Source organism: Streptomyces chromofuscus, from assembly GCF_015160875.1.
GTDB classification, from domain to species: domain Bacteria; phylum Actinomycetota; class Actinomycetes; order Streptomycetales; family Streptomycetaceae; genus Streptomyces; species Streptomyces chromofuscus.
Genome location: NZ_CP063374.1, coordinates 3,761,401 through 3,776,965 on the forward strand (window position 1 = coordinate 3,761,401; position 15,565 = coordinate 3,776,965).

The 15,565-nt window shown below is 70.4% G+C and carries 19 protein-coding genes; 10 read left to right on the top strand and 9 right to left on the bottom strand.

Annotated features, from left to right (window positions below):
- Positions 1–328: 328 nt before the first annotated feature.
- Complete coding sequence (locus tag IPT68_RS16870; RefSeq protein ID WP_189702331.1) at positions 329–766, bottom strand: DUF2000 domain-containing protein; 438 nt, start codon at positions 764–766, stop codon at positions 329–331.
- A 49-nt stretch (positions 767–815) separates the two neighbouring features.
- Between IPT68_RS16870 and IPT68_RS16875 the strand changes: the two genes are divergently transcribed.
- Positions 816–1,631 (top strand): AraC family transcriptional regulator, encoded by an 816-nt coding sequence (locus IPT68_RS16875; protein WP_189702332.1) that lies wholly within the window; start codon positions 816–818, stop codon positions 1,629–1,631.
- Here IPT68_RS16875 and IPT68_RS16880 read toward each other — a convergent pair.
- The gene (locus tag IPT68_RS16880) at positions 1,592–2,116 is read right to left on the bottom strand and encodes a type III secretion system chaperone family protein (protein ID WP_189702333.1); all 525 of its coding nucleotides are present in this window, start codon (positions 2,114–2,116) and stop codon (positions 1,592–1,594) included. The genes IPT68_RS16875 and IPT68_RS16880 overlap by 40 nt on opposite strands.
- 14 nt (positions 2,117–2,130) lie before the next feature.
- Complete coding sequence (gene mshA / locus IPT68_RS16885) at positions 2,131–3,471, bottom strand: D-inositol-3-phosphate glycosyltransferase (RefSeq protein WP_189702334.1); 1,341 nt, start codon at positions 3,469–3,471, stop codon at positions 2,131–2,133.
- A gap of 270 nt (positions 3,472–3,741) precedes the next feature.
- Here mshA and IPT68_RS16890 point away from each other — a divergent pair, with 270 nt between their 5' ends.
- From IPT68_RS16890 to IPT68_RS16900, 3 genes are all read left to right on the top strand, one after another.
- Positions 3,742–4,533, top strand: a complete 792-nt coding sequence (locus tag IPT68_RS16890; protein WP_189702335.1) for a class I SAM-dependent methyltransferase — start codon at positions 3,742–3,744, stop codon at positions 4,531–4,533.
- A gap of 484 nt (positions 4,534–5,017) precedes the next feature.
- The gene (locus tag IPT68_RS16895; protein ID WP_189702336.1) at positions 5,018–6,109 is read left to right on the top strand and encodes a C40 family peptidase; all 1,092 of its coding nucleotides are present in this window, start codon (positions 5,018–5,020) and stop codon (positions 6,107–6,109) included.
- A 286-nt stretch (positions 6,110–6,395) separates the two neighbouring features.
- A complete protein-coding gene (locus IPT68_RS16900; protein WP_189702337.1) occupies positions 6,396–7,748 on the top strand; it encodes a PP2C family protein-serine/threonine phosphatase in 1,353 nt (450 codons plus the stop codon).
- Positions 7,749–7,988: 240 nt separating this feature from the next.
- Here IPT68_RS16900 and IPT68_RS16905 read toward each other — a convergent pair whose 3' ends face one another.
- The 3 genes from IPT68_RS16905 to IPT68_RS16915 form a co-directional block, all read right to left on the bottom strand.
- Positions 7,989–8,321: a DUF2516 family protein gene (locus IPT68_RS16905; protein ID WP_174864723.1), complete on the bottom strand. Its 333-nt coding sequence runs from the start codon at positions 8,319–8,321 to the stop codon at positions 7,989–7,991.
- Between the two features lie 168 nt (positions 8,322–8,489).
- Positions 8,490–9,089 carry a hypothetical protein gene (locus IPT68_RS16910; RefSeq protein ID WP_189702338.1) on the bottom strand — a complete coding sequence of 200 codons (600 nt, stop codon included), beginning with the start codon at positions 9,087–9,089 and terminating at the stop codon, positions 8,490–8,492.
- A 60-nt stretch (positions 9,090–9,149) separates the two neighbouring features.
- Positions 9,150–9,692, bottom strand: a complete 543-nt coding sequence (locus IPT68_RS16915; protein ID WP_189702339.1) for a helix-turn-helix domain-containing protein — start codon at positions 9,690–9,692, stop codon at positions 9,150–9,152.
- Positions 9,693–9,882: 190 nt separating this feature from the next.
- On the opposite strand from IPT68_RS16915, the gene IPT68_RS16920 reads away from it, so the two are divergent.
- From IPT68_RS16920 to IPT68_RS16945, 6 genes are all read left to right on the top strand, one after another.
- On the top strand, positions 9,883–10,644 hold the full coding sequence (locus IPT68_RS16920) for an SMI1/KNR4 family protein (RefSeq protein ID WP_189702340.1): 762 nt from the start codon (positions 9,883–9,885) through the stop codon (positions 10,642–10,644).
- Positions 10,645–10,708: 64 nt separating this feature from the next.
- Entirely contained in the window at positions 10,709–11,035 is a 327-nt protein-coding gene (locus IPT68_RS16925; RefSeq protein ID WP_189702341.1) for a DUF5958 family protein, read from the top strand.
- 41 nt (positions 11,036–11,076) lie between these two features.
- A protein-coding gene (locus tag IPT68_RS16930; protein ID WP_407699452.1) for an IS3 family transposase occupies positions 11,077–12,269 on the top strand; the annotation gives its coding sequence in 2 pieces (ribosomal slippage) (positions 11,077–11,341 and positions 11,341–12,269; 1,194 coding nt in all).
- A 470-nt stretch (positions 12,270–12,739) separates the two neighbouring features.
- On the top strand, positions 12,740–13,204 hold the full coding sequence (locus IPT68_RS16935; protein WP_229818513.1) for a DUF2199 domain-containing protein: 465 nt from the start codon (positions 12,740–12,742) through the stop codon (positions 13,202–13,204).
- Between the two features lie 33 nt (positions 13,205–13,237).
- The gene (locus IPT68_RS16940) at positions 13,238–13,693 is read left to right on the top strand and encodes a DUF6228 family protein (RefSeq protein WP_189701837.1); all 456 of its coding nucleotides are present in this window, start codon (positions 13,238–13,240) and stop codon (positions 13,691–13,693) included.
- Positions 13,690–14,184 (top strand): hypothetical protein, encoded by a 495-nt coding sequence (locus IPT68_RS16945; RefSeq protein WP_189701836.1) that lies wholly within the window; start codon positions 13,690–13,692, stop codon positions 14,182–14,184. Before IPT68_RS16940 ends, IPT68_RS16945 begins: the two co-directional genes overlap by 4 nt.
- 31 nt (positions 14,185–14,215) lie before the next feature.
- Here IPT68_RS16945 and IPT68_RS16950 read toward each other — a convergent pair whose 3' ends face one another.
- The 3 genes from IPT68_RS16950 to IPT68_RS16960 are packed head-to-tail and all read right to left on the bottom strand — an operon-like array spanning position 14,216 to position 15,522.
- Positions 14,216–14,560 carry a hypothetical protein gene (locus IPT68_RS16950; RefSeq protein WP_189701835.1) on the bottom strand — a complete coding sequence of 115 codons (345 nt, stop codon included), beginning with the start codon at positions 14,558–14,560 and terminating at the stop codon, positions 14,216–14,218.
- A gap of 36 nt (positions 14,561–14,596) precedes the next feature.
- The gene (locus IPT68_RS16955) at positions 14,597–15,190 is read right to left on the bottom strand and encodes a hypothetical protein (protein ID WP_189701834.1); all 594 of its coding nucleotides are present in this window, start codon (positions 15,188–15,190) and stop codon (positions 14,597–14,599) included.
- Positions 15,187–15,522 carry a hypothetical protein gene (locus IPT68_RS16960; protein WP_228040565.1) on the bottom strand — a complete coding sequence of 112 codons (336 nt, stop codon included), beginning with the start codon at positions 15,520–15,522 and terminating at the stop codon, positions 15,187–15,189. Before IPT68_RS16960 ends, IPT68_RS16955 begins: the two co-directional genes overlap by 4 nt.
- Between the last annotated feature and the right edge of the window lie 43 nt (positions 15,523–15,565).

A 15,565-nucleotide genomic window follows, 5' to 3' on the forward strand; every position in this document is an offset into this window, starting at 1 on the left:
CGGATTCGTCAGGCCGCCACCCGAGCGCCGCCCGAGTGCCGCAGACGCCGTCTGAGCGACGCGGGAACACTCAGACCGAGCCCGAACGCCGCCCGAGTGCCCCAAGCGCCGTCTGCCGGCTGCCGGCTGCCGCCTGCGCGCCGCCTGCCGTTCTGCAGGGCGCCGGAACACCTCCCAAGCCGCCTGGAAGGACGCCGGAACACCTCCCAAGCCGCCTGGAGGGACGCCGGAACACCTCCCAAGCCGCCTCAGGGACGCCGGAGCCCTCGAGCGCGGCCTGAGCGACGCCGGCCCCTCACGACGCGCTGCCTGAGCGCCGCCGACCCCCTCACGGGTGCATCCGCGCCCCCTTGAGGGCCTTGTCCACGGCGTTGCGCGGGCCGTGGACCGCAAGGCCCACCAGGTCCAGCTCACCCGTCCGCACGGCCCGTACCGCCGCCCGGTTGTCGCGGTCGTTGCCCGTCGCGAACAGGTCCGAGGTGAACACCGCGCGCGGCAGGGCACGGGAGAGCACGCGCGCGTGGGCCGCGGTCAGCGTCTCCTTCGTGCCCTCGAAGACCAGCACCGGCTGGCGGAACATCGGCAGGTAGGGCACGCCGTCGGCGTCCTCGTACGGCTCCCCGATCACCTCGGGGACCTCCCGGCCGAGGCCGCTGACCAGGAAGGCGGTGACGTTCAGCCGCTGCCAGGTCTCCAGGTCCTCCCGGAGCAGCACGGCGATCTTGGTGTCGAAGCGGTCGACGCGGACAGGTGCGGAATCGTTCATGGGACCAGCGTCCCGACGGCCGTGCGCGCGCGTCTTGTACGTTCTTTGCATGGCCCAGCAGCGGGAGGTCTCCGCCTGGCGGCCGTCCGTCCCGGGCGTCGTCGAGGTCTTCCACGCCCACTTCACCGAGTACGCGTATCCGATGCACGTCCACGAGGCGTGGACGCTGCTCATCGTCGACGACGGCGCCGTGCGCTACGACCTGGACCGGCACGAGCACGGCACCCCGCACGACACGGTGACCCTGCTGCCGCCGCACGTCCCCCACAACGGCTCCGCCGCCACCCCGCACGGCTTCCGCAAACGGGTGCTGTACCTGGACGGCGCGCTGCTCTCCGACGACCTGATCGGGCCCGCAGTCGACGCACCCGACCTGCGCGATCCGGTGCTGCGGCGGCGCGTCGGGCAGGTGCACGGGGCGCTCGCCGCCCCCGGTGACGAGCTGGAGGCCGAGAGCCGGCTGACGCTCATCGGGGACCGGCTGCGCGCCCATCTGCGTCCACGCCTCGCCGCCACCGGCCCGCGCCCCGATCCCGCCCTCGCCCGCCGGCTGCGCGAACTCCTCGACGAGCGGGTCGTCCACGGCCTGGCGCTGGACGAGGCCGGCGCGCTGCTCCAGGCCCATCCCGCCCACCTGGTACGGGCGTTCAGCGGGGCCTACGGCATCGCACCGCACCAGTACCTGAACTCCCGGCGCGTCGAACGCGCCCGGCGGCTGCTGCTGTCCGGCGTCCGCCCGGCCGAGGCGGCGGCCGCGGCCGGGTTCTACGACCAGGCCCATCTCACCCGCCACTTCCGGCGGTTGGTGGGGGTGACGCCCGGACGCTACCGGGACGGGGTGCCGCCCTCGGGCCCCTCACGCTGAATCAGGTGGGCGAAGGCGTCCAGGTTGCGGGTCGACTCGCCGCGCGCGACGCGCCACTCGTACTCCTTGCGGATCGCGGAGGCGAACCCCATCTCCAGAAGGGTGTTGAAGGCGCCGTCGGCGGCCTCGAGGATCTGGCCGAGCAGCCGGTCGACCTCGTCCGGGGTGACGGCGGCGAGCGGGAGCCTGCCGGTGACGTAGATGTCGCCAAGCGGGTCCACGGCGTAACTCACCCCGTACAGCTTGAGGTTGCGCTCCAGCAGCCGGCGGTGGACGGCGGGCTCGTTCTCGTCGGGGTGGCGGATCACGAAGGCGTTCAGCGACAGGGAGTGGCGGCCGACGATCAGGGAGACCGTCGTCGACAGTTTGCGGGTGCCGGGGAGTTTGACGACGTAGTGGCCGGGTGCAGGGCTCTCCCACTCCAGCTCCGCGTCCTTGAACACGTCCTCGATGACCTGCGCGGCCCGCTGCTCTGCATCGCCCATGGCGGCAGCGTACGTCAGCCGTGGTGGACCCGGGAGCGGCGGCGGTGGGAGTGCAGGGCCGCCGTGTAGACCTCCGCGGTGGCGGCGGCCGAGGCGTCCCAGCCGAAGGAGCGGGCGTGGTGGGCGGCGGCCGTGCCCAGCCGGGTGGACAGCTGCGGGTCGTCGGCGAAGGCGCCGAGTACGCGCGCGTACTCCGCCGGATCGTGCCCCTGGACGAGGAAACCGGTCCGTCCGTCCCGCACGGCGACCGGGAGACCGCCGACCGCGGCGGCCAGCACCGGCGTCCCGGCCGCCTGCGCCTCGATGGCGACGAGGCCGAACGACTCGCTGTACGACGGCATGACCAGCACGGACGCGGCCCGGAACCAGTCCGCGAGCTGGTCCTGGCCGACGGGCGGGCGGAACCGCACCACATCGGCGATCCCCAGCCGCGCGGCCAGCTTCTGCAGCCCCTCCGGCTTGGCGAGGCCGCTGCCGCTGGGGCCGCCGACGACCGGGACGACCAGCCGGGAGCGCAGGCCGGGGCGCTCGGCGAGCAGGACGGCGACCGCGCGCAGCAGCACGTCGGGGGCCTTCAGGGGCTGTATGCGGCCCGCGAAGAGGGGGATCAGCGCGTCCTGCGGCAGGCCCAGGCGGGCGCGGGCGGCGGCGCGGCCGTCGGCCGGGTGGAAGCGGTCCAGGTTGACGCCGGGATGCACGACGGCGACCTTGGCGCGGTCGGCGGCGTAGTGCCGGACCAGTTCGTCGGCCTCCTCGGCGGTGTTGGCGATCAGCCGGTTCGCCGCGGCGACGATCTGCGTCTCGCCGATCACCCGGGCGACGGGCTCGGGGGTGTCGCCGTCGGCCAGGTTGGCGTTCTTGACCTTGGCCATGGTGTGCATGGCGTGCACCAGGGGCACGCCCCAGCGCTGGGCGGCGAGCCAGCCGACGTGGCCGGAGAGCCAGTAGTGCGAGTGGACGAGGTCGTAGTAGCCGGGACGGTGGCCGGCCCAGGCCTGCATCACCCCGTGCGTGAAGGCGCACAGCTGCGCCGGGAGATCCTCCTTGGCGAGGCCCTCGTAGGGGCCCGCGTCGACGTGCCGGACGAGGACGCCGGGGGCGAGCTCCACGGCGGGCGGGAGGGCGGCGGTGGTGGCCCGGGTGAAGATCTCGACCTCGATGTTGAGCGCGGCGAGGCGCTGGGCGAGCTCCACGATGTAGACGTTCATGCCGCCGGCGTCGCCGGTGCCGGGCTGGTGCAGCGGGGAGGTGTGCACGGAGAGCATGGCGACGCGGCGCGGGCGGCGGTGGACCAGGCGGAGCCGCGAGGGGGCCGCCGGGGAACGGCGACCGAGCCTGCTGACGTATTGGCTCACGTGCCGTTCCTCCCTGCCGCGGGCATGCCTTGTCCGAGGGCGCAGAACCCTCGGGAGCTGGAACGCCGGAGCGGCGTGTTCCATTTCCGGCGGACGGTTCTTTGCCGAATCATTACCGTCGTCCGCTCAACCGTTCGAGGGTCGCGCGTGAGACAAGGGTGGGGAGCGCGCTCCGGGCACGCGCCGGGCGCCCCTACCCTCGTACGTATGACAGCCCGCGCAACGCCCCTCCCGCACGCTCGGCCTCGCCCGAGCGGGAGGACTCCCGTCGTGGGATCGGTGACGCGCGGGACGACCCATCCGAACCGGCTGCGGCGCATGGACCGCTGGATCACGGCCGTGCACGGCCGCGAGCTGCGCCGCGCCGCCGACCCGGTCGCCGTCGACCTCGGGTACGGCGCCGCCCCCTGGACCGCCGTCGAACTGCTCAACCGCCTGCGCGCGACCGTGCCGCACGCGCGCGTGGTCGGCGTCGAGATCGAACCCGCGCGCGTGGCCGCCGCGCAGCCGTACGCGCGTGAGGGGCTCACCTTCCGGCACGGCGGCTTCGAGGTTCCGCTCCCCCGGCGGCCCCACCTCATCCGCGCCGCCAACGTGCTGCGGCAGTACGACGAGGCGGAGGTGGCCGGCGTGTGGGAGCGGCTGTGCGCGCGGCTCGCGCCGGCCGATCCGGCACGGGGCTCGCGGGGCGGACTGCTGGTCGAGGGGACCTGCGACGAGATCGGGCGGCGGCACGTGTGGGTCGCACTCGGCCCGGAGGGCCCGCGCACGGTGACCTTCGCGACCCGGCTGGGCTCGCTGGCACGGCCCTCGGACCTGGCGGAACGCCTGCCCAAGGCGCTGATCCACCGCAACGTCCCCGGCGAGGCGGTGCATGCCTTCCTGCGCGACTTCGACCGCGCCTGGGCCGCCGCCGCGCCCTACGCGTCCTACGGCGCCCGCCAGCGCTGGATGCGGGCCGTACGGGACCTGACGGCCGACTGGCCGGTGACGGACGGCCCGACACGGTGGCGGCAGGGCGAAGTGACGCTGCGGTGGGAGGCGTTGGCACCGGGCGCGTGAACGACGCGGGCGGCGCGACGGCACAGGCGGCACAGGCGGCACAGGCGGCACAGGCGGCACAGGCGGCACAGGCGGCACAGGCGGCACGCGGCAAGCATGGCGCGGGCGGCACACGCGGCACACGTGGCTCGGGCGACAAGCCGCCGACACAGGTGGCACACGTGCCACATGTGGCTCAGGAGACAAGCCGCCGACACAGGCGGCACATATGGCACATGCGGCTCAGGTGACACAGTCGGCCGCACAGGCGGCACGCCCAACTGCGTTGGTGACCGGGACGTTCGCCGTTCGCCCCTGGTTTCCCCGGGAAGCCGGTGAGCGGGGAACGATCTCGGTGAGTCGTTCGTCACAAAGGCGGGGGGATCGCCGTACGACGGCCGGAATGGGGGAGGGAGTCACTGCCTCTGTCGTTTTGCGCCACGGCGTGGCACGATCACCCGGGCGTGCGATGTTACTGACGGGCAATCAGCTGGGGGGCAGGGGTATGGCCAGGGGCAAGCGCGGTCTGATCGCGGCGGCCGTGACCGTGGTCTGCGCGGTCACCGTTCTGGCGGCGCCCGGCACGGCGTTCGCGGCGCCCGCACCCACCCCCACCCCCTCCACGACCCCGGGCACGCCCGGCTCGGCTCCCGCCACGAACGAGGAGCTGGAAGCCGTCCGCGAGCAACTCGACACGCTCTACCGCGAGGCCGCCTCGGCCACCGACGCCTACAACGCCGCGGAGGAGAAGGCCGAGCACCAGTCCGCCGAGATCGTCGCGCTGGCGAAGCGGATCACCGAAGGACGCGAGAAACTCGCCGAGTTGCGGCGGCGCGCCGGCGCCGCCGCGGCCGCCCAGTACCGCACCGGCGGCCTCCCGCCCGAGGCCCATCTGATGCTCAGCGACGACCCCGGCGAGTTCCTCGACGGCACCGGCCGCGTCCGCCAGGGCGAGCGCGCCACCCGGCATCTGCTGGCGGAAATGACCCGCACCCAGCAGGACTTGGAGCAGTACGCGCGGGACGCCTCCACCCAGTGGAAGAAGCTGGAGGCCAACCGCAAGGCGAAGGCCGCCGCCCAGAAGCAGATCGAGAAGCGGATCGCGGCGGCGGAGAAGCTGGAGTCCCAGCTGGAGAAGGAGGAGAAGGAGCGCCTGGCCAGGCTGGAGAGGGAGGCCGCCCAGCGGGCACAGAATGCCTGGCTGGGCTCCGGCATCCTCGACGAGCTCGACGGCGCGGCCACCGCAGGGGGCAAGAAGGCCGTCAGCTTCGCGACCGGACAGATCGGCAAGCCGTACGAGTGGGGCGCCGAGGGCCCGAAGGCGTACGACTGCTCCGGGCTGACCTCGCAGGCCTGGGCGGCGGCCGGCAGCGCCATCCCGCGCACCTCGCAGGAACAGTGGAAGCAGCTGAGGCGCGTCCCGGTCGAGGACATGCGCCCCGGTGACCTCATCATCTACTTCGACGACGCCAGCCACGTCGGGATGTACGTCGGCGACGGCGCGATGGTGCACGCCCCGCGGCCGGGGCGGACGATCACGATCGCGGGCGCGGGTTCGATGCCGATCCTCGGCGTCGTACGCCCGGCAACGGGCTGAGAAACGCTCACCGCACCATCCGCGCAACCGCGGTGACGTGGGCCACGTGACCCACCCCACGCACCTTCTTCGCCAAACCCGCCGAGGACGTGACCTTCGTCATTCCGTACCGAGCGGCGTCCTGTCCAACTGCGTTACCTAACGCGGCATATGACAGTGGCCGATCACCGAGCGGCGTGCCTCACACCATTCCGCTGCGGCGCCGACACCCGCTAAGGTCCCGGTCGGTGGGGCGAGGTCCCTCGCACCCGCCATGCCCTCGGGGGGAGGGAAGGAACCCAGGACAATGCCCGTACCCGTACCGCGGCAGAGAGCGATCCCGGCCGTGGAGAGTGGTCAGGCGCCGGCCGCGCCCGCAGTCCGCGGCCTCTCCGGTGCGTCCGGTGATCCCGGTACTGAGGCTCCGCGCAGGGAAGCGCACAGGGAAGAGAAGGCCCAGACGTCCACCACCGGCACTGCCACCGACACCAACCTCACGCTGCTGCTGATCGAGGACGATCCCGGCGGCTCCCCGATCGTGCCCGAACTGCTCGACCAGGCCGGCAAGCCGATCCGGATCCGCACCGCGCGCAACCTCACCGAGGCCGAGCGGCTGCTGACCGACGACGTCCACTGCATCCTGCTGGACCTCGCGCTGCCCGCCCCCGGCCGGGCCGACGACAGCGACGACGAGCTGTCCGTCCTGCGGCACGTGCTGGAGCTCGCGCCACGGCACGCCGTCCTCGCCCTCACCGCGTCCGGGGACGCCGAGCGCGGCGCCGAGGCCGTGCGCGTGGGCGCCCAGGACTACCTGTTCCGCGACGAGCTGGACGGCCGGCTGCTGAGCCGCGCCATCCGTTACGCCGTGGAGCGGAAACGTTCCGACACGGCCGAGCGGCGACTCGCCGAGGGCCGGCTGCGCGCCCAGGAGAACCGCCGGCTGGAGCGCGGCCTGCTGCCCACGCCGCTCCTGCACGGCTCCCCGTTGCGCTTCGCCGCCCGCTACCGCCCCGGCCGCTCGCGTGCCCTGCTCGGCGGCGACTTCTACGACGTCGTGCGCACCCCGGACGGCACCGTGCACGCCATGATCGGCGACGTCTGCGGGCACGGGCCCGACGAGGCGGCGCTCGGCGTGGAGCTGCGCATCGCGTGGCGCGCGCTGACGCTGGCGGGCCTGTGCGGCGACGAGCTGCTGAACACCCTCCAGCAGGTGCTGGAGCACGAACGGTCCGACGACGAGATCTTCGCGACCCTGTGCACGGTCGACATCGCGCCGGACGGCCGCCGGGCGGGCCTGTGCCTGGCCGGGCACCCGGCGCCACTGATCGCCCGGCCCAGCCGCGCGCCGCGCCTGCTGCCGTACGACAACAACGGCCCCGCCCTCGGCCTGCTGCCGGGCGCCCGCTGGCCGCGGATGCAGGTGGAGCTGGGCCGGGAGTGGAGCCTGATGCTCTACACCGACGGCCTGATCGAGGGACGGATCGGCGAGGGCGGCGAGCGGCTCGGCCAGGACGGCATGGTGGAGATGATCAGCCGCCAGCTGGCGGAGGGGCTGCGCGGCGAACAGCTGCTGCGGGCGGCTGTCCACGAGGTCCGCGAGCTCAACGGCGGCGAGCTGACCGACGATGTGGCCGTGCTGCTGCTGGACCGGATGCCGTAGCGGCGCTTGGCGGTACCGGAGGCAGCAGCGGCACCGGAAGCAGCACCCGGGAGGTACCGAAGGCGCCATCGGCGTTGGCGGTACCGAAGGCGCCATCGGCGTTGGCGGTACCGAAGGCGCCATCGGCGTTGGCGGTACTGAAGGCACCGGCGGCGCCGCAGGGCTGAGTGCCGCACGGCGAGGTGGTCGGGGGGCACCTCGGCCTGAGCGTCGGCGCCCGTGTCTACCGTCGGCGGCTGCTCACCGTCCGCCGTTGTACGGCCCGTACGGGCCGTCGCTGCTGGAACCGCGGCGGGCGCGGCCGCCGCCCGGGAGGCCGCGCAGGGCCGGACGTACGTCGACCATGTACACGATCGTCGCGATGAGGCCGATGATCGGCAGGAACGACAGGATGTTGAAGATCAGGTTCACCACGAAGGCGAGCCCGAGGATGATCAGCCAGAACGGCTTGGTCTGCTTGTCGGCCGCGCGGTAGGCGTCCTCACGGCGGGTGGCGGCGTCGATCAGAGCGAAGCCGCTGAAAAGGATCAGGGCCATGCTCAGCAGCCACATGAACCCGACGAATCCCTGCATCAGCACAACGTCCACCACCCGTATCGGCTAGTCCCTACGCGGCCACCGTACCCGCAACCGCCTGCCCGCTACCCGAAGAACGGGCCGGGCACCCCAGGAGTGCCCGACCCGTTACTGATCACCCGTTCGTGTCACGCGGCGCGACCGCGGACGGTCCGCCATGCGGTGTCACTTGACCGGCGGCGTCGTCTTCTTCGCCGGGGTCGCCTTGCGAGCGGCCGGAGCCTTCTTCGCCACCGGCTTGCTCGCCGGGGCGGACCCGGCCCCGGTCGACGCCGCGGCCGGCTTGTCCTGCTTGGCCTCGGCGGACTTGCTGTCCGGCTCGACGGCGATGGCCAGCTCCTCGATCTCCTCGGCCGCCTCGCCCCGCCAGGTCCGCACGGCCTGCTCGCCGTGCTCGGCGACCTTCTCGTAGGCCTCACGGGCCTTCACGGCGTACTCGGCGGCCACGCCGACACCGCGCAGGGCGAGGTCCTGGGCGGTCTCACCCAGCTTCTTCAGGTCGGAGTCGAGGGAGCCGATGAACTCGTTGACCTTGCTCTGGACGTTCTCCTGCGTCTCCCTGACGCGGGCGGTGGCCTTCTCCTGGACGGCCTTGGGGTCGGTGTTGCGAACGGCCTCGATACGGGCCGGCGCCTCGGCGCGCAGGTGCTCGACCAGGCCGGGCACCTTCTTGGCCTGCTGGAAAGCCAGGTCGGCGGTGCCGGCGGCGAAGTAGAGCGGCCGCGGGTCGGTGAGGGTCTTGCGCAGGTCGTCGGTGATGGCCATGGTGCTGGTCCTCCCGGTGGCTTTCTGTGAGGGTTCGAGGGTCCCGCCGCGTCCGCCCGCTCAACCGGCGGATCGCTGCTGCGGGTCGGCGTCGCCGTCGTCGGCAACGCGGGGGTCGCGTGCGGCGCCGTCGCCGCTGCCGTCGCCGTCTCTTGTGCCGCCGAGACCGCCGAGGTCTCCGGGGCCGCCGAGATCGCCGAGGTCTCCGCCGTCGGCGCGGTCACCGTCCCGCGTCGCGCCGGGCCTGCCGGCCTCGAAGCCGTTCTCCTTGCGGAACGACTCGTAGACCTGGAGCAGCACCTGCTTCTGCCGCTCGTTCAGCGTGGGATCGGCGAGGATGACGGCGCGCGTCTCCACCTCGTCCCTGTCCCGTTCGGCGTCGAGGATCCCGGCCCGCACGTACAGCGTCTCGGCAGAGATCCGCAGCGCCTTGGCGACCTGCTGCAGCACCTCCGCGCTCGGCTTGCGCAGCCCGCGCTCGATCTGGCTCAGATACGGATTGGACACCCCGGCGGCGTCGGCGAGCTGCCTGAGCGACAGCTGCGCGTTGCGCCGCTGTTCGCGCAGATACTCACCGAGGTTGCCGACGTTGAGCGATGCCATACGTCCACCATGCCGCGCAGCGCTAACTATTGCAAGCATCTGCTTGCAAGAGTGCGCCACGCCACCCGTACGGCAGCACCCGGCCCCCTCCACTCCTGTCCGTTCTCAGTAGATGTGGCGAGTCCCAGTGGTTCTGGCAAACGACCTGGCGGAGTCCGGGAGAAGCTGGCCGGCCTGTACGGTCCACCGCATGGTTGACGCGTTCGATGTGGCTCAAGCTCTGCGCGGCGGGATACCCGACAGGGCGGGAGCCTGGGCCTTCGTTCGGGACTTTGCCGCAGCATGGGCTGAGCCGCTCGCCGACGGCGCGGGTACGCGAGCGGAGGAGCTGGAGCGAGCCGAGGAAATGCTGGGGCTCGCGCTGCCGACCGCGTTGCGCGAGGCGTATTCGCTTCTCGGTACGCGTCACGACCTCACCGGCAACCAGGACCCGCTGCTTCGCCCTTCCGAGCTGTTCGTACACGACGAGTTCGGTGGAGTGCTCGTCTTCCGCAGCGAGAACCAGGGATGCGCTTTCTGGGGAGTGCGGCTGCGGGACCTCGGTCAGGACGATCCGCCGGTGTTCGTCCAGTCACGGGATGGTTGGGTCCGCTACCTGGAGCGGGTCTCCCTGGCCTGTGTCGAGCTCGTACTCAGCGAGACGCTGCTTGGCAGCGAAGGACGGCTCTACAACGCCTGCGAACTTCCCGCCAGCCTGATTCGAGAGCTGCCTAGTCGGTTCGCGCCGGTGGAGTTTCCCGAGTACCCGATGTGGACGGGGAAGGAAGAGTCACCCGTGTGCTGGTTTTCCGCGCCGGGGAAGCTCTTGCGACTCGACGGACTGAGTGACCACAGCTGGCTGCACGTTCGGGGAAGTACGTTCGCCGACCTGGAGTCGCTCTGCGCCACCCTCCCCGGACACTGGGTACGTGGGTACTCAGAGCCGTTGGAAGCCGACGAACTGCCTTTCTAGGCACCCCAGGGTCTGCTTGGATGACCGGGAAAGTCTGTGAATCGAGCGCAACGAGGTTGTGAGAATGGCTGATCCGTACATCATTCTCAACGAACTCGCCCAAGAGCTTCGGCCGATGCCACAGGGAATCGAGTGGTTCGAGGGCCTCTCGACTGAGGAGCAGTCCAACACCCTGCGCCTCCTGTCACATTTCTGCATTCAGGCCCGCGCCACCGCCGAGGACGGCCCGGAAAGTATCCGACGCGCCGGACTTCGCGCCACGCACACACCGGCAGTTCTGATCACACGAGGGCGGATCGACCAGCAACTCGGAAAGATCGCCAGTCTCACCCCGCACGACGAGCGCCTCAAGTCATTCTGTGAGCTGACCCCGGTCTCGTGGAGTCCCTGAAGCCAGGCTTATGATCCTGGCCCGAAGGAGAACCACGAGCAGTGCCAGCACCACGTAAATACCCGGACGAGCTCCGTGAGCGGGCCGTCCGAGAGGTCCGCACGACGGGCCGTCCGATTGCGCACGTCGCCAAGGACCTGGGCATCCACAAGGAAGCCCTGCGCGGCTGGGTCCGCCAAGCCGAGGCGGACAGCGGCGAGCGCGACGACCGGCTGACCAGCGTCGAGCGTGAGGAGCTGAAACAACTCCGCAAAGAAGTAGCGGAGTTGAGGCGGGCGAACGAGATCCTCAAAGCGGCGAGTGCGCTTTTTGCCCAGGAGCTCGACCGTCCCCGGACGAGGCCGACCAGGTGATCGACAGCCTGAAGGACAGCGGCTTCGGGGTCGGGCCCGTATGCCGGGTGCTCGGCTGGTCCGAGTCGGCCTACTACGCCCGCAAGAAGCGGCCGAAATCGGCCCGCCGACTGCGGGACGAGCAGCTCATGCCCCTGATCGAGCAGGTCCACGCCGAGTCGGGCGGCACCTATGGCGCCCGCCGGATCACCCGCGCGCTCAGGCGTAAGGGCGTCGACGTGGCCCGCTGCACCGCCGAACGGCTGATGCGCGAGCTGGGCCTGGAGGGCGTCATCCGTGGTCAACGCCGCAGGACCACCGTGCCGGAGCCGTCGGCGCCCCGCCCGCCGGACCTGGTCGACCGCGATTTCACCGCATCCCGCCCCGACCAGCTGTGGGTGGCGGACATGACGTATGTGCGCACCTGGTCCGGGTGGGCATACGTGGCGTTCGTCCTGGACGTGTACTCGCGGATGATCGTCGGCTGGCAGGTCGCGAACCACATGCGGACCGAACTCCCCTTGGACACACTGGAGATGGCGTTGTGGAGACGGAGGATCAAGAAGGACTCCGGCCTCATTCATCACAGCGACCGCGGGTCGCAATACGTATCGATTCGGTACACCGACCGGCTCGCCGACATCGGCGCCTCCGCGTCGGTCGGCTCCGTCGCGGACAGCTATGACAACGCGATGGCCGAGGCCCTGAACGGCACCTTCAAGGCCGAGCTCATCGAGATGCAGGGCCCCTGGAAGGACGTCGACCAAGTCGAGCGGGCGATCTTCCAGTGGGTCACGTGGTACAACGAAGAACGCCTCCACTCCGCCCTCGACTACGTACCGCCGGCCGAGTACGAGCAAGCCTTCTGGCGAAGCCAGGAGCAGGCCCCGCAGTCCGCCTGAAACAAGATCACCGGACTCTACGAGACTCGGGGCAGCTCAAGGTCGTACAGGTCGCCATTCTCTTCGCCTCGTTCTACTGGCGAAAACAAGCGCTCGGAAGCCCGGGAGAGGTTCAGCGCTTCCGCAGAGAGTTCGACAGGCGACTACCCGCGGAGCGGCAGCTGAGGACAACCGCCATCCCCTGGCTCCAAGAAGAGATCGTGCGGCTTGCCCAACGGGTCGACGAGGCCGTCCGCCACCATGAGGCCAGCCTCGACGGACTCGTAACCACCCACCCGCACGACCAGTTCCCTCCCCTTCTCATCCGAAGGATCTTGAAGCGTTCCCCAGCACACGCACGGTGAACTGCCTCTGCCCTCACTGAGACGGGACTGACGACAGCTGCATCGGAGCCGAATTAGGCTCCGCTCATGACCAACAACCTCGGATTCGCCTGCTCAGGCTGCGGCAGCCACCACGCCGAGCTACCGATGAACTACTCGGCTGTCGCCCCATACGTCTGGGAACCGAGCTTCGCCGACTCTGCGGACTGCCTTCTCTCATCGGATCAGTGCGTGATCCAGGCACAGCACTACTTCGTCAAGGGTCTGGTCGAGATACCGATCATCGGCAGCGACGAGGTGTTCTCCTGGGCCGCATGGGTCTCCCTCAGCCGGGACAACTTCTCCCGATCCGCAGACCTTTGGGACACCGCGGGACGGGAAACCGAGGAACCGTACTTCGGGTGGCTGTCCACCGACCTCTTCCTCTACTCGCCCAGCACCATCAACTTGAAGACCCGCGTCCACACCCGCCCCATCGGACAGCGTCCCTTCATCGAGCTGGAGCCGACCGACCACCCTCTCGCAATCGAACAGCGGACCGGCATCACTATGGAGCGCGTCCGTGCAATCGCCGCAGCCGTTCTCCATCCCACCGACAGCGAATCCAAGTGACGTCGAACGGGCTGCTGACCTAGCGTTCCGCCCATGACCACACCAGACGTCGGCACTGACGATGAGGCCGACGTGACCATCCGCTGCCAGGACAACGCGTCCGTCGGCGTGACGTTCTGCGACCGGTTCAGCTTCGACGCAGACTCCGTGCACTATGCCGTCGAGCTGCAGGCCCCCGGTCTGACCGCTCGCGTCAACGAGGTCGTCGCCTGGATCTGGGACAGCGATCTCACCATCTTCCTGGACGAGCTCGCCGCCGACTACCGAGGATGGGCCGGCGAACGGAGCTGGCATACCCACGACCGCGACCTGACGGTGTCGGCGGTCTTCCGGTCCGGCGGCCACGTCGGGCTGACCTGGGCCGTGCGGCCATGGCCTCAGGCCGCAGGCGGCTGGGGCGCCTCGGTGACCACCTGGCTGGAGGCCGGCGAGCAGATGACTTCTCTCGCGGCCGAAGTCCGGGCCTTCCTCGCCGAGGGGCACCAGTGACATCCGACATGCGCATCACCTGGACGCTTGCGGGATCCGGGTGGGCCGACTGCACCCTTGAAGATCGCCAGGCGAGAGTCGAGCTCACCGCGTCCTACATCACCAGTGCGCCCGAGGAGCTGCTGACCGCAGTGGCCCGGCTCCTCGCGGGCGAGCCGGAGACCCGTGCCCAGTTCGAGGCCGAGCCGACCGCCTACCGGTGGATCTTCTACCGCGAAGGCGTGGACATTTGGACCCGCGTGCTGGAACTGCGTCACGGTGGCGATCACGACAACAAGGGAACCGAGATCTGGTCCAGCCAGCTCGGCATCGACCAGCTTGCTCGCACCATGATCCGCTGCTTCGACGAGGTCGCGCAGACCTATGGCGAGAGCGGCTATCGAGGCAAGTGGGGCGAGCACTTCCCCCTAACCGAACTCGAAGCCCTCAGACGCCTCTGGCGCACTTACCAGCACCCCCCAAATGACGTAGCCGGGACAACCGACTGCTGAGGTTGAGTGAAACAAGTCAGCAGGACAACTGTCACCCTTCAGCTCGGCGGACTCCCGTGCAGGCGAGGACTGCGTCGGCGTCGTCGGCGAGGAAGAGCATGAAGGCCCACGTCCGGTCCGGTGAGAAGATGCGACCGATCCTGACCTGATCGGCTTCGAGCCGGGTGAGGATGTCGGCGGTGGACGGCAGGGCGAGAGTCTCAGCACCTCGCTTGCTCGCCCGTCGGAGACGAGCCGCGTAGATGCTGGCAAGCTGCTGACTGGGAACGCGGCCGTCCCATACGACAAAGTCGCCTCCAGCAAGAAGCGCCTCCCTGGCGGCTTCGCAGGCCGTGGTCTGGTCGCCCAGCATCCCGGCGAGTTCCGCCCGGTCCATCTGTCCTCCTCCCGCCTGCTTACCCGCGCTGTCCGCTCAGTCGTCGAAGTGGAGGCCGGGCCGGGTCCAGAATGTGAGGTCGCTGCTGGTGGCGACCGCCAGGGTCAGGCCGGAGGGAGAGAACCCGGCCGCGCGGAGTTCTGAGTACTCGGAGTGGAAGATGTGCCACCACGTCCCTCCCGCCGGGCCTTTGTGGGACCCGCCGTCGGCAGAGAGGATGACGCGGTCGTGGGGCCACTCGGGGCTGACGACGTCCACGGTCCAGCCGTCCGGCGTGGTGCTGTGCAGGCCGCCGCCGAAGAGTCCGGCTATGCGTACCGGGACGCTTGCGATTGGGCCGATCCCAGGGCAGGTGAGGTCCGGGTGGGCGTCGGGGGTGCTCGTTTCCGGGTCAGGGTCCCGGTCGCGGGCGATCTTCTCGCCGGTGACCGTGTCGAAGAGTCCGTGGCCGTCGCTGGACACGACCATGATGAGGTCGTGTCCGCTGTCGGGATGGACGGCGAATCCGATACCGAGAAGGCCCCCGATGGGAGTCCTGCGGTCCATCACCGACTGCCACGGCTCGGGAGCCGGCATGACGGTGGCGGCGAGATAGCGCTCGCGCAGCCTCTGCTGGTAGTCCGTGATCAAGTCGTCTCCTCGGTGCGATCCGCGTCGAGGGTCTCTCGCACAGCGGCCCACGTCGACTCGAATTCTTGGCGGGTGATCTCGGCAGCGCCGTCCTCTTCTTGCCTTCCGCGCAGGGCGCCTTCCGCGAGGACGCCGTACTGCCGCTCGTAGGCGGCCATGGCCGCGAGGTCGCCACGGTCACGGATCTCGATGACCTCCGCCAGCGAAGCTGCGGTCACGGGCTGGCGCTGAGGTCCTTGCAGGTCGACCTGGCGCAGGGCCCATTCCTCGCCGTCGAGTTCGAAGTACGACCAGACATCGCTCTCGCCGTCGTAGGCGCGGATCCACAGCATCACGCTCACATGATCTCTCGGTGAGGATAAGGCGCGTTCGGCG